Raw genomic sequence first — 20,870 nt, 5'->3', positions numbered from 1 at the left:
CACCACCGCGTCTTGGACGGTATTCGCGCCGGACGTTCGCCTGGTCACGATCAACGTGGCGCGCTTCGACGCGGTCAAGCACGGTGCCCGCGCGGTGGTCGGTGACGCCGAGGCCACCGTGGGCGAGCTGGCCGCGCGGGTGGGGCAATGGCGAGCCGATTCCGACTGGGCCGCGCGAGCCGCCGAACTGCGCGGCTCTTGGGACGCGCGCATCAACGAACTGCGCGCACCGACCCCAGGCGCGCCGAGCTATGCGCAGGTGGTGGGCGCCGTGAACGACCTGAGCGAGCCGAGCGATTACGTGATGACGGCCTCCGGCGGCTTGCCCGGTGAACTCGTCGGCGGCTGGCGGGCGACCGGCGGCGCACCGACGATGGACGTGGAGTACGGCTTCTCCTGCATGGGCTACGAGCTCGCGGGCGCGTGGGGCGCGGCCGTGGCGCGGGACGAAGGCGTGGTGACGACCCTGCTCGGCGACGGCTCGTATCTGATGCTCAATTCGGAACTGTTCTCCGCGGCGTTCGCCGGGCACCCGTTCGTCGCCGTGGTCTGCGACAACGACGGGTACGCCGTGATCGCCCGGCTGCAAGAGGGGCAAGGCGGCGAGCCGTTCAACAATTTCTACGCCGACTGCCACACCACACACGAAGATCCGCCCCGTGTCGATTTCGCCGCCCACGCCGCCGCGCTGGGATGTTCGGTTTTCACTGCCTCCGGCCTGGACGAATTCCGTGCCGCCTACCCGCGGGCGCGGGCGGCGGCGAGGGCCGAGCGCCGGCCGGCGGTGCTCGTCGTACGGACGCAGCCGTCGGCGTGGACCGACGCGGGCGCATGGTGGGAGGTCGGAGTGCCGGAGCATCTGCCCGGCCGCGCCGCATACGACGAGACGAAACCGCGCCAGGTGCGCTACCTCCGGCCGTGAACAGAACTTAAAGAACGGTGCGGCCGGTGCACCCCGGACGTAGGCTGACTTGTCGTATTCTGCGTCCGGGACACTGAAATGAGTTGTGGCACAACACAGTTGGTAGCCATTGTGCATCGGTGCCGAGCCACGTCGAAGAAGGAGTCCCATGATGCCACCCCTCCGCGTGGGGTGTGCTCGACCCGGCGCGGCGGCGGACGTTATTCGAGGCGAAGTGCGGGTACCCGCCTGATGGGCCCGGCGAAATCGCACGGACCGGGACCCGACCGAACGTGGGAGGTGACAGACCCAGCCCCCTGAGCGAGCTTCGCGCACGACGGAGCCGAGCGTCGTCGTGAGCGTTAGCTCACAGTTGGTGGTGCGGAACGTGAGTAATTCGTCGGATCGTGGCATCGTTGATCTACGAGGCCAGGGCATCTCATAACACCTACCTGGCTCGTCTACAGAAAGTATGAAATGGCTCAAGGCATTGTGAAGTGGTTCAACAGCGAGAAGGGCTTCGGCTTCATCGCACAGGACGGCGGCGGGCCCGACGTCTTCGTGCATTACTCGGCTGTGAGCGGCTCGGGTTTCCGGTCCCTCGATGAGGGGCAGCGCGTGGAGTTCGAGATCGGCCAGGGACAGAAGGGTCCGCAGGCCCAGGATGTCCGCGTTCTCTGATCGCGACTTTAGCTTCGAAAGGCCCCGCACCGGGATGGGTGCGGGGCCTTTCCCCTGTTCAGGACGTTTTCACGCTGCGGAGTGGGTGAAGGTCACGTGGGTGACGGCGGGGGAGTGCGCCACCGTCGCGACTTCGTACCCCGGCAGCCCGGCGAGCCCGTCGTAGAGGCGCTCGCCCGACCCGAGCAGGATCGGGACGACGGCCAGGTGCAGCTCGTCGACCAGACCCGCGCGCAGGTACTCGCGTACCGTGGCAGCGCCGCCGCCCAGGCGCACGTCCTGCCCGTTCGCCGCTTCGAACGCCCGGCCCAGCACGGCTTCGGGCGTGTCGTCCACGAAGTGGAACGTCGTGCCGCCGTCCATCGAGAACGACGGGCGCGGGTGGTGGGTCAGCACGAAGACATCGTGGTGGTACGGCGGATTGTCGCCCCACCAGCCCTTCCATTCGTGGTCCTGCCATTCGCCGCGGATCGGGCCGAACATATTACGGCCCATGATGGTCGCGCCGATGCCGCGATCGCCGGCGGCCAGGTAGTCGTCGTCGACGCCCGGTTCGATGGTCGCCTCCGGGTTGGCATAAGGCGTCGCGAAGACCCACTCGTGCAGGCGCATGCCCCCTTCACCCAGAGGGTGGTCCGGCCCCTGGTTCGGTCCGGCGACGTAGCCGTCGAGTGAGATCGCGAGGTTGTGTACGCGCAGCTTGGGCATCGATTCGCTCATTCCACTAAGTGATTGCAATTCGCAACTGGTTGCGTGCAGCGTACGGCTTACCGGTTGTATATTGCAAGCAGTAGTTGTCGGACCGAGAGGAGTGCCGGGTGCGCGAGGACGGACGTTCGGGGTGCCCGATCAACGCGACGATCGAGGTGATCGGCGATCGGTGGACGCTGCTCGTGCTGCGCGACGTGATGTTCGGCGACCGGCGGCACTTCCGCGAGCTGCTGGCCGGCTCGGAGGAGGGCATCGCCTCCAACATCCTGTCCGATCGGCTCAAGCGCCTGGTGGCGGCGGGACTGCTCAGCCGCGCGGACACCCGGCCCGGTCAGAAAGCCGAATACCGGCTCACCGAACCGGCCATCCAATTGGTGCCGATCATGGCGCAGCTCGGCGCGTGGGGATTGCGGCACCGCCCGACCACCCGGACCCTTCGGGTGCGGGCCGAACTGCTCGAGGCGGGCGGTCCGCGGCTGTGGGCGGACTTCATGGACGAGCTACGGGAGAGCCACCTCGGCATCCCGCGCCCGGACCCGGATCGTCCGACCGCGACGCGACGACTCGCCCAGGCCTACGCCGACGCGGTCGCCGAGTCGAACGAAGCCGACGAGCGGAAAGCCGCCTCGTAGACCTCTTCGGGCCGCTCAGCCCGCCAGCGCCTCGGAGCGGAAGAACTCCGCGGTGATCGCGCGGGCCCGCGTGTGGTCGCGGCCCCCGGACCTGCGGAACACTTCGGCGGCGCAGGCGAATTCGGCGGCGATGAACCCGGTGATCGGCGCGGGCACCGACCCGCTGCCCATCTCCCTCGTCCGCGACTTCAGGTCGGTCAGCTCGGTCACCGCCGCCGTCAACTCGGCAGGCAGCTCGCACTGTCGCAACAACGTCGGCAGATGCATCGGCGCCACCGCCGCCGCGGGATGCTCGCGCAGCCACCGCAGCGCCATCGCGGGCCGTAGCGCGTAGAACACCTTCTTCAACGATCCGGTGCGCTCGTACAGCGCCCACTGCTTGGCGCCCAGGTGCAGATAGTGCCGCGCGACCTTGTCCCGGTCGGCGACCTCGTCGGCCACCGCGCGCAATCGGTCGCGGAAATCCGCGTCGCCGCGATAGACGATCGGCGACATCAGCCACTCGATGAGCACCGCGTTGCCCTGCACCAGCAGCCGCAGCGCCTTGGCCAGATCCCAGCCGTTCACGTCGAGCAAGTCCGTCAGTGGCGTCTCCACCACGTCGCGGGTGCGCCACGGGGACAGGTAGGTCTCCAGTGTCGCGACATAGACGAACCGGCAGTCGTAGTCCGAATCCGGAGACGGGAATCCCCAAGCGCGACTACCGCTCTCGATCGCCAACCGGATCGACACCCGGTGCTCCCGCTCGACCCGGTCCAGCTCACGATCGATGGACCCGACCACCGCCGGGTCCATCGAAGCCGGAATCGCGCGCAAGGACATGAACGTGATGGTAGGTGCCGAAAAGGGTTGTCGCAGCTGCTTTTCGCCGCCGCTCACGATCGAGGCGCGACGGCCCGCGGCGGTGAGGCGCCCAGCACGTGGCCGCCAAGACGGGGACCGAGGGTGTGCCGTTGGTCACCGTGGACGCATGCCGACCTACCCCGCGATCGCGATAGCGGCGGTCACCGAATCCCCGTGCCGACATGGCACGGCTGATTTTCGGAGACGCCGAACAGGGATACGGATAGTTATTCGGAAGCTCTATCGGTCAGCTCGGAAAGGCGTGCCGGATAGTTGTTCGGACGCCCCTATTGCTGAGGTGGAGAAAACTCTTTTCGGCTTGTTTTCGAGTTTCGTCTAGGGGTCCGTCAGCGGGGGAAATCAGCGGGCTAGATTCGGCTTCTAACCTGGACATATGACTAGGATCGCAGCTCAAGGCCGCTATCTCAGGTGATGTAGAGCACTATCGTGCGTATATGTGGTCTGCGTCTCCATATTATCGGAATTTGTAACCGCAACCGAGTAGCCGCCGATGTCCCCCGTGTCAGCCAGTTCGACTGGATAATGTTTCGAGGAAGAGGTATTTCCATGATCCCCGTTATCATCGACACCGGCAGCGCTGCTCTGAACGGTCTTTTCGACACGCTCGGCGCCGCACTGCACGGCCTCGTCGACACCCTGTGGACAGGTTCCTTCGGCGGCCGCTGACCGACATGACGGTCGAGGTGATCGACCGGGTTCCACGCCGACCCGAGGCGTGACCGAGCGGGCCCCCGCACCGAATGGTGTGGGGGCCCGCCGCTGTGCGGGACCGCTCGCCCGGCGGAACGAACTGTCCGGCCCCGGTAACGCAGGCGACCTCGGGCATGCCATCGCGGCGGCGGCGCCGTTGCGGTCCGGCCCTCGGTAGCGCAGGCGACCTTCGGTGCGGGCCCCGATCAGTTCAGCGCCCCGACGGCGCGGACTCGGGCGATCTCGGCCGCGAGCCGCGCGGGATGGGTCAACTGAGGGTAGTGGCCCGTGTCCGGTATCGAGACCGAGTCGCGTGCGCTCGCGACCGTCAGCGGATCGGCCGAACCGGTGACGATCCGCACCGGCACCTCGATCCGCGCGAGCAGGGCGCGCAACTCCTCGCGCCGCGCGGGGGCGCTCGCGCTGCGCAGCGCGGCGACGGTTCGTGCGGCGACGCCCGGCCTGCGCAGGTTCGCCGCGGCGCTCGCGAGCGCGGCGCTCTCCGGCACGCCGAGCCGATCGGCGAGGGAACCGGCCGACATCCGGCGCATCGCCACCGCGGCCAATGGTGAGCGCAGCAGCGGGCCGGACCGCGGTTGCAGGAACGCGGGAGCCACCAGCACCACCCCGGAGACCCGCTCGGGATGCCGCGCCGCGTACCGCAGCACCGGACCGCAGCCGAGCGAATGGCCGACCAGCACGGGACGGCTACGGACGGAGGCGAGCAGTTTCGGCAACACCGCATCGGTATCGCCGGGCGCCGAGCGCCCCAAGCCCGGCAGGTCGACGACCAGACTCGGTCCGTCCAACTCGGCGCGCACCTCGTTCCACGACTCACCGTCGAGCGGAAGGCCGTGCACCAGAACATAGTCCGGACGGCTCCGTTCGCCACTCACCCATACGCCGTCGACGAATCCGGCGGTCGGATCGTCGGCCACCGCGCCGAACCGGCTGGCCACCAGATGGTCGGCCCACGTCAGCAAGGTCGCCTCGGTCGGAGGCATGGTGAGCCCGGCACGGCGGGCCACGTCCCGCGCCGCCGACGTGTCGTAGCGGTCCTCGGCGATGAACGTCATCGTTTCCGGATCGGCGCCGGTCAGCGCGCGCGGAAGTTTCGCGATGACGCCGACCGGAATGGACAAGCGCGGCGCGCGGACGCCGAGATGCCCGGCCAGCAGGCGAATCAGCTTCGGCAGCTCGGGTGTTCGATCATCCAGAACCGTGTAGGAGCGGCCCGCGGTATCCGGCAGGGCGGGCAGGCTGATCAAGAAATCGGTGAAGTAGTCCAGGTCGACGATCGGCACGAAGGTCGCGGGGCCGCCGGGGACGGCAGGGAGCCGTCCGTTCCACAGGTCCTCGACGACGCTCGACAGCCCGACGTATTGGCCGGGTCCGATCACGCTGCTCGGATTCGCGATGGTCAGCGCGACGCCGAGTTCCGCCGCCCGGCTGCGCAGCAGCGGGTCCGATTCGAACTTCGAAGCGCCGTAGGCGCCCCTCTCGTAATGCTGCTCCTCGGATTCCTCGACGGTGATCCGATATCCGGTGATGTGCACGACGCGTCGAAGCTCGGGCCGGGCGGCGGCCCACTCCAGTACCCGCAGCGCACCGGTGACATTGACCGCGTACGCGTCCTCACGAGCGAGCCCGAAGGCGAAGCGGGCGGCGCAGTTGTACACGTCGCGGATGCCGGAGGCGTCGAACCCCGCGGGCAGGCCGAGGTCAGGGGTGGTGACATCACACGAGACGATCTCCAGCCCGCTCGCGTCGACGCCTCGGCGGCGCAACCACCCGGTCAGCCGCTCCTCGCTGCCCGGCCGCAAGGCGGCGGTGACGGAATGCCCCTGCTCGAGTAAACGGGCGACCGCGTTGCGGCCGAGGAACCCGGCGGCTCCGAACACGATGCTGTCGGACATGACTTCTCCTTACTAGACCGGTCTACATATTTTGTGGACACGTGGAAAGACTCAGCGGGACATCCGCCGTCAGATCAGGGTGCGCAGGGTGCGTTCCACCCGTTCCAGCGGTTCACGACTTCGTTGGGCGCGGGCGAGCAACAACGCGCCCTCGACCATCGCCAGCACCGTGGCGGCCAAATCGTCGGCGTTGGCGCGGCCGTCGGCGCGCAGCCGCAGCCGCAGCGCCTGTTCCCATGCGGCGTACGCGGCGGCGCACTCCGCTTGGATCGGGTCGTTCCCGGCCGCGACGTCCAAGGCCACCGTGGCGACCGGGCAGCCCTGTTGCCAACCGGACGCTTCCAGCCGGTCGCCGAACGCGCGCAGCAGCATGCTCGCGGCCGCGCCGGCGTCGCCGGGCTCGATCGTGTCGATCAGCGCCGTGATCTCCTTGCCCGCCTGCGCGATCGCCGCCGCGACCAATTCGTCCTTGCCGCCGGGGAAGTGGAAGTACAACGACCCACGCGGTGCGCCGCTGGCCGCCAAGATCTGGTTGAGCCCCGCACCGTAATAGCCGTGCCGCTCCACCAGCGTGCGGGCCGCGTCGACGAGTTTGCCGCGGGTTTCGGTGCCTTTGACGCCCATGCGTCGACTGTAGACCGGTCTTCATATTTTTGCCAGAGGGTGACTGAGGACGCCCGCCTACCAGGTGGTAGCGGGGGTGGAAATCGCGCGCACTAAGCTGTTCGGCGGTAATTGCCGACCCCATTCCCCAGGAGTACTCCACGTGAGCCAAGCAGGCCGTCCTGTAGTTCTGATCGCCGACAAGCTCGCCCAGTCGACCGTCGACGCGCTCGGTGACGGTGTCGAGGTCCGGTGGGTCGACGGACCCGACCGCCCGGCTCTGCTGGCCGCGGTGCCCGAGGCCGACGCGCTGCTCGTGCGCTCGGCGACCACGGTCGACGCCGAGGTCCTGGAAGCCGGGAAGAACCTGAAGATCGTCGCCCGCGCGGGCGTCGGCCTGGACAACGTCGACGTGCCCGCCGCCACCGAGCGCGGTGTCATGGTCGTGAACGCGCCCACCTCGAATATCCACACCGCCGCCGAGCACGCGGTCACCCTGATGCTGGCCGCCGCCCGCCAGGTTCCCGCCGCCGACGCCACCCTGCGCGAGCGCACCTGGCAGCGCAGCAAGTTCAACGGCGTCGAGATCTTCGACAAGACCGTCGGCGTCATCGGCCTGGGCCGCATCGGCCAGCTGTTCGCCGCGCGCCTGGCCGCCTTCGAGACCAAGATCGTCGCCTACGACCCGTACGTGTCGCCCGCGCGCGCCGCGCAGCTCGGCATCGAGCTGCTGACCCTCGACGAGCTGCTCGAGCGCGCCGACCTGATCTCGATCCACCTGCCGAAGACCCCGGAGACCAAGGGCCTCATCGGCAAGGAGGCCATCGCCAAGACCAAGCCGGGCGTGATCATCGTCAACGCCGCCCGCGGTGGCCTGGTCGACGAGGCCGCCCTGGCCGATGCGATCAAGTCCGGCCACGTGCGCGCCGCCGGCCTGGACGTGTTCGAGACCGAGCCGTGCACCGACAGCCCGCTGTTCGATCTGCCGCAGGTCGTGGTGACCCCGCACCTGGGCGCCTCCACCTCCGAGGCCCAGGACCGCGCGGGCACCGACGTCGCCAAGTCGGTGCTGCTGGCGCTGGCGGGCGAGTTCGTGCCCGGCGCGGTGAACGTCACCGGCGGCACCGTCGGCGAAGAGGTCGCCCCCTGGCTGGACATCGTCCGCAAGCAGGGCGCCCTGCTCGGCGCGCTGTCCAACGAACTGCCGGTCAGCGTGGAGGTCCAGGTGCGCGGCGAGCTGGCCGCCCAGGAGGTCGGCGTGCTGGAGCTGTCCGCGCTGCGTGGCATCTTCTCCGCGCTGGTCGAAGACCAGGTCACCTTCGTCAACGCGCCCGCGCTGGCCAAGGACCGCGGGATCACCGCCGAGGTCACCACGGCCTCGGAGAGCCCGAGCCACCGCAGCGTCGTCGACCTGCGCGCCGTGTTCGGCGACGGCAGCACCCTGAACGTCGCGGGCACGCTTACCGAGCCGCAGCTGGTGGAGAAGATCGTCAACATCAACGGCCGCAACTACGACATGCGCGCCGAGGGCCTCAACCTGGCCATCCTGAACTACGAGGACCGGCCGGGCGCGCTGGGCCGGATCGGCACCAAGCTCGGCGAGGCCGAGGTCGATATCCTGGCCGCGCAGCTGACCCAGGACGTCGACAAGGAAGGCGCCACCGTCGTGCTGCGCGTGGCCCGCGAGGTGCCCGCCGACGTGCAGGCCGCGATCGCCGAATCCGTCGGCGCGGCCAAGGTCGTCCAGGTCGACCTGTCCTGATCCCACCGGGGCGCGATGCCCCGGCCGAAGCGGAATCGGCGCCGCGCGCGAAGCACTCGTGCGCGGCGCCGGTCGCTCGTCCGGCGCGCCACCGCCGCACGGATCGGGACGAGTTCGCGGTGCGCCGCGTGCTCGCGCCCGGTGCGCGGCGATCCGGCCGCGCCGAGTACCGTGACGGTGCTGCGGTCACCCGGCCGGAATGTCGTGCGCACCCGACGGTCGCCTCTGGGCCGCATGATGCGGCGGCCCGCGACCGGCAACATCGAACGGAGCATTTGTCATGAAGCTTGCTGTCATCCCGGGTGACGGGATCGGGCCCGAGGTCATCGCCGAGGCGCTCAAGGTGCTCGACGTGGTCCTGCCCGGCGTCGAGAAGACCGAGTACGACCTCGGTGCGCGCCGCTACCACGCGACCGGCGAGATCCTGCCGGACTCGGTGCTGCCCGAGCTGAAGCAGCACGACGCCATCCTGCTCGGCGCGATCGGCGACCCGTCGGTGCCCAGCGGCGTGCTCGAACGGGGCCTGCTGCTGCGCACCCGGTTCGCGCTGGACCACCACGTGAACCTGCGGCCGTCCAAGCTGTTCCCCGGCGTGACCAGCCCGCTGGCGGGCAACCCCGACATCGACTTCGTGGTCGTGCGCGAGGGCACCGAGGGGCCCTACACCGGCACCGGCGGCGCGATCCGCGTCGACACCCCGCACGAGGTGGCGACCGAGGTCAGCACCAACACCCGCTTCGGCATCGAGCGCGTGGTGCGCTACGCCTTCGCCAAGGCGCAGGCCCGGCGCAAGCACCTGACGCTGGTGCACAAGAACAACGTGCTCACCTTCGCGGGCTCGCTCTGGCAGCGCACCGTGGACGAGGTCGCGGCCGAATTCCCCGACGTCACCACGGCTTACCAGCACATCGACGCCGCCACCATCCACATGGTCAACGACCCGGGCCGGTTCGACGTGATCGTCACCGACAACCTCTTCGGCGACATCATCACCGACCTCGCCGCGGCCGTGAGCGGCGGCATCGGGTTGGCCGCCAGCGGCAACATCGACGCGTCCGGGACGAACCCCAGCATGTTCGAGCCGGTGCACGGCAGCGCCCCCGACATCGCGGGCCAGTCCAAGGCCGACCCCACCGCCGCGATCCTCTCGGTCTCCCTGCTGCTCAACCACCTGGGCGACACCGAGGCGGCCACGCGCATCGAGTCGGCGGTCGCCAAGGACCTCGAGTCGCGCTCGGGAGCCGCGTCGACCGTGGAAATCGGCGACCGGATCGCCGCCACCCTCTGACCGTGCCTCAGGAAGGCCCGTTTCCCCATGGGAACGGGGCCTTCCTGCATTCGGCCTCGGTACGCACCCGCGCCTCGACCGCTGTGTCGGACATCAGCGTCGCCAGTGTGAGACCGATCGCCGCCCGAATCGGCCCCGGGTCGGGCCACGACATCGCGGGAGTCCGCCTGCTACGTCACTCCGGCGCGGCTCCGCCTTGTGCGCGCTTCGACTTCGGCCGCGCGACGGAGCTCCTGGTAGATCAACGGCGACGACGAGATCCGAACGTGACCGGACCACCGGAACTTCGGGACGGCTCGGCCGCCCTTGCGGTCCGCCTACTGCTGTGTCATCGAGTTCCGGTGGGCCGAGGGCGGGGCGCGGTGAGGGCCCTCGACAGGAGAATTCGGCGCGGTTCGGCCAGGCTTGCGGCTGGGCCGTCGAGTTCCGGCGGACCGGTGGGCCGAGGCCGAGGCGCTGTGAGGGCCCTCGACGGGAGAATTCGGCGCGGTTCGGCCAGGCTTGCGGCTGGGCCGTCGAGTTCCGGTAGGTCGGTGGTGCCGAGACACAGTCCGCGTACACGTGGGCGGCGGAATCCCCCGTCGACCAGGACCGCGACGGTTCCGGCACTCGTGCATTGTCGTCGAGAGCGTCTCGTGCCCTTGGGGCCCCATTCGGCTGGGCGGGCGAGAGTTCGGGGCGCGGGCCTAGTCGGCGTCTCGCGGGACGAGGGGGACTGCCGCGACAGCCGTGACGGCGGCCAGCAGGAAGGCGGCGGGGAAGCCGCTCGCGGTGATCAGAGCACCGAACACCGGCGGGACGGCGGCCATGGCCAGGTTCTGGCCGGTGTTCTGGATCCCCAGGCCCCGGCCGCTCCAGTACGGACCCGCGATCTCGGCAACCGCGGTGAAGGCCAAACCGTTGTCGGAGACGGTGATCACGGACGCGGCGATCAGAAGCGGGATGGCCGCCCACCACCACTCGGTCCAGGCGGTCAGCGCCAGCGCGGCCATCGAGAGCACGGCGGCCACGGCGACGGTGCGCAGCGGTCCCATCCGGCTGCCGACCCGATCCGACCACGCACCCGCGCCGATGCGGCCCAGCGCGCCGAGAACCTGGGTGACCGTCACCAGCGCGCCGGCGGCGGCCAGGGACCAGCCGATGTCGCGGTGCAGCCACAGCAGCGCGAAGGTCCACACCGTGCCCTGCGGGACGACCAGCAGCACCGAGACCAGATGGATGCGCCACAGCGTGGCGTCGTCGCGATAGGGATTGGCGCGCAACGCCGGATCGGCGGCGGAACCGGCGGGGCGCGGCGGATCGACGATGCCCGCCAGACAACCCACGGCCGCCACGCCCGCCATGAGCGCGGGAACGAGGATGGCCGCGGGCACGCCGTGGGCGGCGGCGACGGCCGGAATCGCCAGCGCGCCGACGCCCACGCCCAGCGGCTGCGCGGTCTGCCGGATCCCCATCGCCAGCCCGCGCCGGTGCGGCGGGAACCAGCCGACGATGACCCGGCCGCTGGCGCCATTGGTGCTCGCCGCCCCGACGCCGCCGAGGAACAGCAGCGCACCCAACGCGATGTCGTCGGTCGTGGTGGCCGCGGCGCACCCGGCCGCCAGCATCAGCAGCGGACCACCGATCAGCACTTTGCGTTCGCCGATCCGGTCGACCAGATAACCCCACGCGATCAGGGTGCACACCAGGCCGACGGTGGGCATGGCCACGAGCAGGCCTGCCGTCGCCAGCGGCATGCCGCGATCGGTCAGCGCGGGCAGCAGGAACGGGACGCCATGGATGAAGACCGCGCTGGAGGCCTGGGCGAACACGCCGAGACCGAGCATGGACCAGCGCCGAACCTCGTCGATCTGCGTAACGGTCGCCATCGGTCCACCTCGAATCTCATTATTTGGGATAATCTTCCCACTTTATGAACTGCTTCGCTCACGGTACACCCCGGTGGCCGCTCGATTCGACGGCAGCGGCTGTCGGACTCCTCACAGCGCGGGCACGGCCGCGTCCGCGCGGGATCCGACCACTCGGTCGGGCGCGTTCGGGCTGGTGACGGCAGGTCGATAGACTCCGGGCATGCGTCTAGGTCGAGTTGCCAGTCCCGATGGGGTCGCCTTCGTCAGCATCGAGGGCGACGGAAGCGACAGCGTGGCCAAGGAGATCGCGGAACACCCGTTCGGCACACCGACGTTCACCGGCCGGAGCTGGCCGCTGGCCGATGTGCGGCTGCTCGCGCCGATCCTGGCCAGCAAGGTGGTCTGCATCGGCAAGAACTACGCCGCCCATGCCGCCGAGATGGGCGGGCCCGCCCCCGCCGACCCGGTGATCTTCCTCAAGCCGAACACCGCGATCGTGGGTCCGAACGCCCCGATCATCCTGCCGCCCAGTTCGTCTCAGGTCGATTACGAAGGGGAGCTGGCGATCGTCATCGGCCGCCCCTGTAAGGATGTGCCCGCCGCCCGCGCGCTGGACGTGGTGCTGGGTTACACCGCCGCCAACGACGTGACCGCCCGCGACCAGCAGCGCCACGACGGCCAGTGGACCAGGGCCAAGGGCTACGACACGTTCTGCCCGCTCGGCCCCTGGATCGAAACGTCTTTGGACCCTTCGGATCTGGAGATCGTCACCGAGCTCGACGGCGAGGTGCGCCAGCGCAGTCGTACTTCGCTTCTGCTGCACGACATTCCGAAGCTCATCGAGTGGGTCACCGCCGTGATGACGCTGCTGCCCGGTGACGTCATCCTCACCGGCACCCCCGAGGGCGTCGGCCCGATGCGCGAGGGCCAGCAGGTGTCGGTGACCGTCGAGGGCATCGGAACCCTCACCAATCCCGTTGCCGCCAAACGCTGATCGAAAGAGAGCCATGACTGAAGTACGGGTCCGATTCTGCCCGTCACCGACCGGAACGCCGCACGTCGGCCTGATCCGGACGGCGCTGTTCAACTGGGCCTACGCCCGCCACCACGGTGGCACATTCGTCTTTCGGATCGAAGACACCGATGCCGCACGCGATTCCGAGGAATCATACCGCGCGATTATCGACGCGCTGCGCTGGCTCGGGCTCACCTGGGACGAGGGGCCGGAGGTCGGCGGCCCTTACGAACCATATCGCCAGTCGTTGCGAAAAGATCTGCACCTGGACGTGGTTCGGCGTTTGCTGGAGGCCGGTGAGGCGTATGAATCGTTCTCCACGCCGGAGGAAGTCGAAGCTCGCCATCGCGCCGCCGGACGCGATCCGAAGCTCGGTTACGACAACTACGATCGCGATCTGACGCCCGAGCAGATCGAGGCGTACCGGGCCGAGGGCCGCCCTGCCGTTATCCGGCTGCGGATGCCCGACGAAGACCTGTCCTGGAACGATCTGGTGCGCGGCGAGACCACCTTCAAGGCCGGCAGCGTCCCGGACTTCGCGCTCACCCGTGGCACCGGCGATCCGCTGTACACCCTGGTCAACCCGGTCGACGACGCGCTGATGCGGATCACCCACGTGCTGCGCGGCGAGGATCTGCTCTCCTCGACGCCGCGCCAGCTCGCGCTGTACGCCGCGCTGCGCCGGATCGGGGTCGCCGAATTCACTCCCGAGTTCGGTCACCTGCCCTTCGTCATGGGTCAGGGCAACAAGAAGTTGTCCAAGCGTGATCCGGAGTCGAATCTGTTCGCCCACCGCGACCGCGGCTTCGTTCCTGAAGGTTTGCTGAATTATCTCGCGCTACTCGGCTGGGGACTGTCCGAGGACCGCGATGTTTTCTCCATGGCGGAGATGGTCGAGGCCTTCGATATCTCGAAAGTAAATTCGAATCCGGCCCGTTTCGACCAGAAGAAGGCGGACGCGCTCAACGCCGAGCACATCCGATTGCTGGCGCCGGGTGATTTCGCTCACCGGCTGCGGGAGTATCTCACCGAACACGGGCATATCGGCGCGGAAATCGACGAGAAGGTGTTCGCCGAAGCGGCGGAACTCGTACAGACCAGGATCGTCGTGTTGTCCGACGCCTGGGAACTGTTGCGTTTCCTGTTCGCGCCCGCGGACGAGTTCGCCATCGACCCCGCCGCGGGTGCCAAGAATCTCGGTTCCGGCGCCGCCGAGGTATTGCAGTCCGCTATTACCGTGTTGGAGCCGTTGACCGACTGGACCGCCGAAGCGATCGAAGAGGCGCTGAAAAAGGCGCTGATCGATGATCTGGGTCTGAAACCACGCAAAGCCTTCGCGCCGGTGCGGGTCGCGGTCACCGGGTCGCATATCAGCCCGCCGCTGTACGAATCGCTGGAACTGCTCGGCCGCGGCGTCACCCTGGACCGGTTGCGCTCGGCGTTGCACTGGAAGGAAGCGGGCCCGGACTCGTCCGAAGGCTGAAAACATGGCTTTGACCAGGCGATTTGTAGTTCACCCTCACCCGTTTGGTACTCTTCTTCTCGGCCCGGAACACGGTCTCGAGTCATCCAGACGCGAGGCTGAACGCCTGGTCATTGGGGTATGGTGTAATTGGCAACACAGCTGATTCTGGTTCAGCCATTCTAGGTTCGAGTCCTGGTACCCCAGCGGAGTGGGTTGTTCGACTTCGGTTCGCGGCCGAAATCAATCAACACCTGGCGATTTGGTCGCCGGGCCTCGGCCGGTTAAGCTAGCCGAGCCTCCTGATCGAAAGATCACCACGGCGCTCCTCGCGACAGCGAGAAGCAGTCCTGGCCCCGTCGTCTAGCGGCCTAGGACGCCGCCCTCTCAAGGCGGTAGCGCGGGTTCGAATCCCGTCGGGGCTACGCGAGTGAAAGGTCCATGCTCATAGAGCATGGGCCTTTCTCGTTTCACTATGTCTCGTGGGGGTGCAACCTCCACACCCCGCCCGGAGCCCTTCTCCCCCCGAACCTCCGGCGAGGGCTACGCCCCGCCTGCGAGCTGCGGCTGATGGGATCAACTCAGGGGAGCCACGTGCCCGCTGCGCCGCGACGGCAGCGTGGGATGCCCGAGTGATCGGGTTACGGCCAGGGCGCTCCGAGATGTGGGGCCCACCGAGATCCAGCGCACTCAGACTCGGGTGCCCCTCGACTCGTCCGGCCTGAACCGGCGCAAAAGAAAGGCCCTCCAGCGATCTTGCCGGAGGGCCTCCGCCGTCTGCGCGGACTATCCGCTCTTGCGCCGGAATTCCCGCTTGTGGCCGACCGCGGTGTGCGCCGCGGACGCCTTGGACCGTCCGTCGAGGTGGTCTGTCGCGCGGTCGTTCTGCCGGTTCTTGCGCTCCAGTGCCTCCCGGAACTTGCGCTTCACCTCGTCGGCGCCATTGGACTTACCCGAATCCGCCATCGCTGCTCCTCGTCGTCGCGGTCGCGCAGCGCGTCCTCGCGGGCGGCGCTGCCCGGCCGATTTCTGTCGAACACCCCGACGCTAGCCCCTGCGGGGCGGTTGTGTCAGTTGGATTTCGGGCGCGTCGCGTGACCCGGGCGCGGACGGGTCAGTCCAGCGCCCGCGCGGTGCTGCCGCCGAGGGGCATGGCCGGGAGGCCGAGCTTGCGGTGATCCCAGCTGCGCGTGCGCTCGGCCACGACGCGCACGGCGACCCGCTTGTGCAGCATGGCCTCGACCATCGGCCGCACCTCCTCGCTGTAGGGGCCGGTGTAGCGCTCCCAGACGCTCACGCCGACGGCGAAGAGTTTCCCGGCGTCCTCGATGATCTCGGCGCGGCCCTCGATGGCCACGCCCCTGAGCTGGTCGTAGGTGTCGCCCGCCTCGACCATGCAGGTGACCCGGGGATCGCGGCGCAGGTTCACCGCCTTCTGCGACTTGGCCTTGGTCTCGAACCAGATCTCCCCGTCGATGAGCGCGTACCACATCGCGGTGAGGTGCGGCGTGGCCTTCGGGCCGATGGTCGCCAGCGTCGCGATCCGGCTGCGCTGCAAGAAATCGGTGATCTCGGTGTCGGACATCACGATCTGTGCCCGTTGGTTGACTCCCATGGGCCCACTGTAGAGAGCCCGATGTGAAACGGGTTACAGGCGTTTGTGCAGGGCCTCGGCCGCCGCGACCAGATCCGCCGCCCACCGGGCGCCCGGCCTGCGGCCCATCCGATCGATCGGCCCCGACACCGATACGGCCGCGACCACGGTGCCGCCGGCGTCCCGCACCGGCGCGGAAACGCTGGCCACGCCGGCCGCGCGCTCGGCCGCGCTCTGCGCCCACCCGCGCTTGCGCACCTCGGCCAGCGCGCGCTCGCCGAACACCGCGTCCGTCAGGATGGTGCGCTGCAGTTCCGGGTCGGCCCACGCCAGCAGCACTTTGGCCGCCGAACCCGCGGTGAGCGGCAGTCGGGCCCCGATCGGCACGGTGTCGCGCAGTCCGACGGGGGGTTCCAGCGCCGCGACGCAGACGCGGGCGTTGCCGTCACGGCAGTAGAGCTGGACGCTCTCGCCGGTGATCTCGCGCAGCCGGGGCAGGATGGCCGAGGCGGCCTCGAGCAGCGGGTCATCGGCGCTGGTCGCGAGCTCGGCCAGCGCCGGACCCGGCCGCCAGGTGCCGTTGCTGTCGCGCGCGAGCAGGCGATGCACCTCCAGGCCGACGGCCAATCGATGTGCGGTGGCGCGGGGCAGGCCGGTGCGCGCGCAGAGCTCGTTGAGACCCGAGGGATGCTCGGCTACGGCGTACAGGACCGCCACTGCTTTGTCGAGAACGCCGATGCCGCTATGCTGTCTCATAGAACGATACTAGCGTCTCGAATGTTGAGAAATCCACCTTCACCGGTACGTGCCCTCAGCGTTCGGACCAGGCGCAGCTATCCCAACTCGTGCAACCGTCGCCGCGTCGGAGTCCAGATCGCGGAACGGCTGCTTCGTCCGAAAGGTGATCGACAATGGCCGAACCGCGCACGCTGGCCGAGAAGGTATGGGACCAGCATGTCGTCGCTCGCGGGGAGGGTGCGGGTGCCTCGCGCGAACCGGACCTGATCTACATCGACCTGCATCTCGTCCACGAGGTGACCAGTCCGCAGGCCTTCGACGGGCTGCGCGCCGCGGGCAGGCCGGTGCGGCGGCCGGATCTCACGATCGCGACCGAGGACCACAATGTCCCGACGATCGATATCGACAAGCCCATCGCCGACCCGGTTTCGCGCACCCAGGTGGAGACGCTGCGGCGCAACTGCGCGGAATTCGGTGTGCGGCTGCACCCGATGGGCGACCTGGATCAGGGCATCGTGCACGTGGTCGGGCCGCAGCTGGGCCTGACCCAGCCGGGCATGACCGTGGTCTGCGGCGACAGCCACACCTCGACGCACGGCGCGTTCGGGGCGCTGGCGATGGGCATCGGTACCTCCGAGGTCGAGCATGTGCTTGCCACCCAGACCCTCTCGCTGCGCCCGTTCAAGACGATGGCGATCACGGTGGACGGCGCCATGCCCCCCGGCGTGACGAGCAAGGACCTGATCCTGGCCGTCATCGCGAAGATCGGCACCGGCGGCGGCCAGGGCTATGTCCTGGAGTACCGCGGCGAGGCGATCCGGGCCATGTCGATGGAGGCCCGAATGACGATCTGCAACATGTCCATCGAGGCGGGCGCGCGGGCCGGCATGATCGCCCCGGACGAAACGACCTATGAATTCCTCAAAGGACGGCCGCACGCCCCGCAGGGGGCCGATTGGGACGCGGCGGTGGCCGCCTGGGAGGCGCTGAAGACCGACGAGGGCGCCGTTTTCGATGCCGAGGTGCACATCGACGCCACCGAGCTGACCCCGTTCGTCACCTGGGGCACCAACCCGGGCCAGGGCGCCCCGCTGGGCGAGACGGTGCCCGACCCCACCGCCTTCGCCGACGAGGTGGCCCGCGAGTCCGCGGAGAAAGCTCTGCGTTACATGGACTTGGAGCCGGGTACTCCGCTTCGACAAGTACCGATCGACACCGTATTCGTCGGTTCGTGCACCAACGGACGCATTGAGGATTTGCGTGCGGTGGCCGGGATTTTGAAGGGACGCCATGTCGCCGACGGCGTGCGAATGCTGGTTGTACCGGGGTCGATGCGGGTTCGCGCACAGGCGGAAAAAGAAGGACTCGGCGAGATTTTCACCGCGGCGGGCGCCGAATGGCGGCAAGCGGGCTGCTCAATGTGCCTGGGAATGAATCCGGACCAGCTCGAGCCCGGCCAGCGTTGCGCGTCCACCTCGAACCGCAACTTCGAGGGCAGGCAGGGTAAAGGCGGCCGTACGCACCTCGTTTCCCCCCTCGTAGCGGCCGCGACAGCGGTCCGCGGAACACTGTCGTCGCCTGCGGATCTGGACTGACCGGCCCCGATTCCCTCGAACAAACCCAGGAGATTCGTAATGGAAGCCTTCACCGTGCACAAGGGCATCGGAGTGCCGCTGCGCCGCTCCAATGTCGATACCGATCAGATCATCCCGGCGGTCTACCTCAAGCGGGTCACGCGGACCGGATTCGAAGACGGCTTGTTCGCCGCATGGCGGTCGGATCCGGACTTCATTCTGAACATCGCGCCTTACAACAGCGGTAGTGTGCTGGTGGCGGGTCCGGATTTCGGTACCGGGTCGTCTCGTGAGCACGCTGTTTGGGCGCTGGCGGACTACGGCTTTCGGGTGGTCATCTCATCCCGGTTCGCCGACATCTTCCGCGGCAATGCGGGCAAGGGCGGTGTGCTCGCCGCTCAGATGTCACAGAACGATGTCGAAATGCTCTGGAAGTTGCTCGAGGAACAGCCCGGCTTGGAATTGGTTGTGGATCTCGGGGCGCGCACGGTGACGGCCGGAACCGTCGTGTTGCCGTTCGATATTGATGACTACACCAGGTGGCGTCTGCTGGAGGGATTGGATGACATCGGGCTGACGCTGCGCCAGGAGGACGCGATCACCCGGTTCGAAAAGGCAAGGCCAACATGGAAACCCACTACCCTCCCAGCACATATTTCGCAGACGTAATCACCCCGGTCGGTTAGCTGGACAGCCGGAGTTGCGGTAGCTGGACGTGTGCTAAACCACATGAATTTTGGCGTGGCACATAGACTCTTGCCCAAAGTGGGTTTACCGTGGTACCTAGTCGGTCCGACGACGGGCCATTAGTCTGCGGAGGATTCAATGAACAAGGCGGAACTGATCGACGTTCTGACCGAAAAGTTGGGTACGGACAGGCGCACGGCCACCGCGGCAGTCGAGCATGTGGTCGACACCATCGTGCGCGCGGTGCACAAGGGTCAGAGCGTCACTATCACCGGTTTCGGTGTGTTCGAACAGCGTAAGCGCGCGGCTCGCGTCGCACGGAACCCGCGTACCGGCGAAACCGTCAAGGTCAAGCCCACTTCGGTGCCCGCGTTCCGCCCCGGCGCTCAGTTCAAGGCGGTGATCGCGGGTAAGCAGAAACTGGCCGCGACCGGGCCCGCCGTCAAGCGTGGGGTGAATGCGCCGGTGGCCGCGAAGAAGGCGGCGGCGAAGAAGACGGCGGCGAAGAAGACCGCCGCCAAGAAGTCGACGCCGACCAAGGCTCCGGCCAAGAGCACGGCCCGTAAGGCCGCCGCCAAGGCCCCGGCGAAGACCACCGCGCGCAAGACGACCGCTACCAAGACCGCCGCGAAGAAGGCGCCCGCGAAGAAGACCGCGGTCGCGAAGAAGGCTCCGGCCAAGAAGACGGCCACCAAGGCCACGGCGGCCAAGAAGACCACCACCGCCGCCAAGAAGGCTCCAGCGAAGAAGACCGCGGCCAAGAAGGCCTCGGCTCGCGGAACCCGCTGATCTCGAGCCACCGCCGGATCGGCGCTGAATGCGCGGCCCCACCACCGGGCCCATTCGCCTCAACGTCGAGACGGCCCCGGGAGACACCCGGGGCCGTTTTCGGCTGTCCGCCTACCGTCGCCTCATCCTCGCGGCGCCGTTGTCGTCATCGGCGCCCGCCGACCCGCGCGGTGACGGGGAAGTTGCCGTCGTATCAGGACTCCGCGTCGTAGGCTGACAGCGATCGATCCAGATGGTCGGCGGCCACCAAGCGGTGGCCGACGAACGACAGCACCCACACACTGCCCTTGCGATTGCGCGCCGACGGCAGCGCGATCCCGTCGCGTTCGGCCAACCAGCCCAGCAGATCCGGGATCACCTTGCCCTGACTGCAGACGACGCGAACGGCCTTGTCCGACACCAGGGCTCGAAGACATTCCCGGGCCTCGTCCGGGTGTTCGGCGTACCCGGTCTCGGAAAACAATGGCTCCTCGATGATTTCGGCGCCGAGTTTCTCCGCCAGCGGCGCCACGGTCTGCACGCAGCGCAGGGGAGGGGCCGAATAGATCTCAGATGCGCCGAATGCCAAGAGATTCGGCGTGAGCGCGCGCGCCTGCGCCTCACCCTCGCGGTCGAGCGGACGCTGCTCGTCGGGACCGTTGTAGCGGTCCCTGCGGCCGGCCTTGGCATGCCGGACCAGAAGGAGGGTGTCGGTGCGTGCGGGCAGCCGGGTGAAGGCGCGCACCACTTGCCGATCCATCGGATACGACAACTGGTCCATCACCCGATCCAGCGGGTGCCAGCTGAGCACGTCCACTTCGGAGTTGGCGGTGAACTCCCCGCCCGCCTGCTCGGCGGCCCAATAGTCGACCCGCTTGAGCTTGCGATGGCCCGGAATCGGATACGTCACGTGGCCGAGGTAGCGGCCGAGCCTGCACTCCAGCCCGGTCTCCTCGCGGACCTCGCGAACCGCGGCCAGCACCGGGGTCTCACCCGGATCGAGTTTGCCCTTCGGCAGCGACCAATCCTCGTACTTGGGTCGGTGGACGAGCGCGATCTCGATCGTCCCCGCCGACGATTCACGCCACAGCACCGCCCCTGCGGCGTAGATATTGGCAGTCACCCGGGGATCCC

At 68.3% G+C, this 20,870-nt stretch carries 19 protein-coding genes and 2 tRNA genes; 12 read left to right on the top strand and 9 right to left on the bottom strand.

Features of this window, described 5'->3' with window-relative positions; all coding sequences use genetic code 11:
- Both ON29_RS20245 and ON29_RS20240 read left to right on the top strand, forming a co-directional pair.
- Nucleotides 1-922: thiamine pyrophosphate-dependent enzyme (locus tag ON29_RS20245; protein ID WP_040868437.1), on the top strand; the 922-nt coding region annotated here is incomplete at its 5' end.
- Nucleotides 923-1,378: 456 nt separating this feature from the next.
- Complete coding sequence (locus tag ON29_RS20240; protein ID WP_014987157.1) at nt 1,379-1,582, top strand: cold-shock protein; 204 nt, start codon at nt 1,379-1,381, stop codon at nt 1,580-1,582.
- Nucleotides 1,583-1,651: 69 nt separating this feature from the next.
- Here the strand turns inward: ON29_RS20240 and ON29_RS20235 are convergent, their stop codons facing one another.
- Nucleotides 1,652-2,302 (bottom strand): dihydrofolate reductase family protein, encoded by a 651-nt coding sequence (locus tag ON29_RS20235; RefSeq protein ID WP_245549034.1) that lies wholly within the window; start codon nt 2,300-2,302, stop codon nt 1,652-1,654.
- A gap of 98 nt (nt 2,303-2,400) precedes the next feature.
- On the opposite strand from ON29_RS20235, the gene ON29_RS20230 reads away from it, so the two are divergent.
- Entirely contained in the window at nt 2,401-2,925 is a 525-nt protein-coding gene (locus ON29_RS20230) for a winged helix-turn-helix transcriptional regulator (protein WP_040868436.1), read from the top strand.
- 15 nt (nt 2,926-2,940) lie between these two features.
- Here ON29_RS20230 and ON29_RS20225 read toward each other — a convergent pair whose 3' ends face one another.
- From ON29_RS20225 to ON29_RS20215, 3 genes are all read right to left on the bottom strand, one after another.
- The gene (locus ON29_RS20225) at nt 2,941-3,747 is read right to left on the bottom strand and encodes a nucleotidyltransferase domain-containing protein (RefSeq protein ID WP_051175402.1); all 807 of its coding nucleotides are present in this window, start codon (nt 3,745-3,747) and stop codon (nt 2,941-2,943) included.
- A 938-nt stretch (nt 3,748-4,685) separates the two neighbouring features.
- Nucleotides 4,686-6,395: an alpha/beta fold hydrolase gene (locus tag ON29_RS20220; RefSeq protein ID WP_040868435.1), complete on the bottom strand. Its 1,710-nt coding sequence runs from the start codon at nt 6,393-6,395 to the stop codon at nt 4,686-4,688.
- Between the two features lie 69 nt (nt 6,396-6,464).
- Nucleotides 6,465-7,019, bottom strand: coding sequence for a TetR/AcrR family transcriptional regulator (locus tag ON29_RS20215; protein ID WP_040868433.1), 555 nt, complete (start codon nt 7,017-7,019; stop codon nt 6,465-6,467).
- Between the two features lie 142 nt (nt 7,020-7,161).
- Between ON29_RS20215 and serA the strand changes: the two genes are divergently transcribed.
- A complete protein-coding gene (gene serA / locus ON29_RS20210) occupies nt 7,162-8,760 on the top strand; it encodes a phosphoglycerate dehydrogenase (protein ID WP_040868431.1) in 1,599 nt (532 codons plus the stop codon).
- Between the two features lie 280 nt (nt 8,761-9,040).
- Nucleotides 9,041-10,048 (top strand): 3-isopropylmalate dehydrogenase, encoded by a 1,008-nt coding sequence (locus ON29_RS20205; protein ID WP_040868430.1) that lies wholly within the window; start codon nt 9,041-9,043, stop codon nt 10,046-10,048.
- Nucleotides 10,049-10,734: 686 nt separating this feature from the next.
- Here ON29_RS20205 and ON29_RS20200 read toward each other — a convergent pair.
- Complete coding sequence (locus ON29_RS20200; protein ID WP_040868428.1) at nt 10,735-11,916, bottom strand: MFS transporter; 1,182 nt, start codon at nt 11,914-11,916, stop codon at nt 10,735-10,737.
- Between the two features lie 202 nt (nt 11,917-12,118).
- Between ON29_RS20200 and ON29_RS20195 the strand changes: the two genes are divergently transcribed.
- The 4 genes from ON29_RS20195 (at nt 12,119) to ON29_RS20180 (ending at nt 14,800) form a co-directional block, all read left to right on the top strand.
- Nucleotides 12,119-12,892: a fumarylacetoacetate hydrolase family protein gene (locus ON29_RS20195; RefSeq protein ID WP_040868426.1), complete on the top strand. Its 774-nt coding sequence runs from the start codon at nt 12,119-12,121 to the stop codon at nt 12,890-12,892.
- 13 nt (nt 12,893-12,905) lie between these two features.
- Nucleotides 12,906-14,396, top strand: a complete 1,491-nt coding sequence (gene gltX, locus ON29_RS20190; RefSeq protein WP_040868424.1) for a glutamate--tRNA ligase — start codon at nt 12,906-12,908, stop codon at nt 14,394-14,396.
- Nucleotides 14,397-14,510: 114 nt separating this feature from the next.
- Nucleotides 14,511-14,582 (top strand) — tRNA-Gln (locus tag ON29_RS20185).
- 145 nt (nt 14,583-14,727) lie between these two features.
- A tRNA-Glu gene (locus ON29_RS20180) sits at nt 14,728-14,800 on the top strand.
- A gap of 361 nt (nt 14,801-15,161) precedes the next feature.
- On the opposite strand, the gene ON29_RS20175 is transcribed toward ON29_RS20180, so the two are convergent.
- The 3 genes from ON29_RS20175 to ON29_RS20165 all read right to left on the bottom strand — a co-directional run bounded on the left by ON29_RS20175 (nt 15,162) and on the right by ON29_RS20165 (nt 16,725).
- Nucleotides 15,162-15,341, bottom strand: coding sequence for a DUF5302 domain-containing protein (locus tag ON29_RS20175; protein ID WP_040868422.1), 180 nt, complete (start codon nt 15,339-15,341; stop codon nt 15,162-15,164).
- A gap of 148 nt (nt 15,342-15,489) precedes the next feature.
- Nucleotides 15,490-15,990, bottom strand: coding sequence for a PPOX class F420-dependent oxidoreductase (locus tag ON29_RS20170; protein WP_040868420.1), 501 nt, complete (start codon nt 15,988-15,990; stop codon nt 15,490-15,492).
- A gap of 33 nt (nt 15,991-16,023) precedes the next feature.
- Entirely contained in the window at nt 16,024-16,725 is a 702-nt protein-coding gene (locus ON29_RS20165; protein ID WP_040868418.1) for an IclR family transcriptional regulator, read from the bottom strand.
- Nucleotides 16,726-16,880: 155 nt separating this feature from the next.
- On the opposite strand from ON29_RS20165, the gene leuC reads away from it, so the two are divergent.
- The 3 genes from leuC to ON29_RS20150 all read left to right on the top strand — a co-directional run bounded on the left by leuC (nt 16,881) and on the right by ON29_RS20150 (nt 19,757).
- Complete coding sequence (gene leuC, locus ON29_RS20160; protein WP_040868416.1) at nt 16,881-18,302, top strand: 3-isopropylmalate dehydratase large subunit; 1,422 nt, start codon at nt 16,881-16,883, stop codon at nt 18,300-18,302.
- Nucleotides 18,303-18,341: 39 nt separating this feature from the next.
- Nucleotides 18,342-18,950: a 3-isopropylmalate dehydratase small subunit gene (gene leuD / locus ON29_RS20155; RefSeq protein ID WP_040868414.1), complete on the top strand. Its 609-nt coding sequence runs from the start codon at nt 18,342-18,344 to the stop codon at nt 18,948-18,950.
- Nucleotides 18,951-19,106: 156 nt separating this feature from the next.
- The gene (locus tag ON29_RS20150; protein WP_040868412.1) at nt 19,107-19,757 is read left to right on the top strand and encodes an HU family DNA-binding protein; all 651 of its coding nucleotides are present in this window, start codon (nt 19,107-19,109) and stop codon (nt 19,755-19,757) included.
- Between the two features lie 193 nt (nt 19,758-19,950).
- On the opposite strand, the gene ON29_RS20145 is transcribed toward ON29_RS20150, so the two are convergent.
- A complete protein-coding gene (locus ON29_RS20145) occupies nt 19,951-20,859 on the bottom strand; it encodes an NUDIX hydrolase (RefSeq protein ID WP_245549033.1) in 909 nt (302 codons plus the stop codon).
- Between the last annotated feature and the right edge of the window lie 11 nt (nt 20,860-20,870).

It is taken from the genome of Nocardia exalbida NBRC 100660 (assembly GCF_000308575.1).
GTDB lineage: Bacteria > Actinomycetota > Actinomycetes > Mycobacteriales > Mycobacteriaceae > Nocardia > Nocardia exalbida.
The sequence above is the reverse complement of the archived record's forward strand: the minus strand, read 5'-3'. Positions and strand labels throughout refer to the sequence as shown.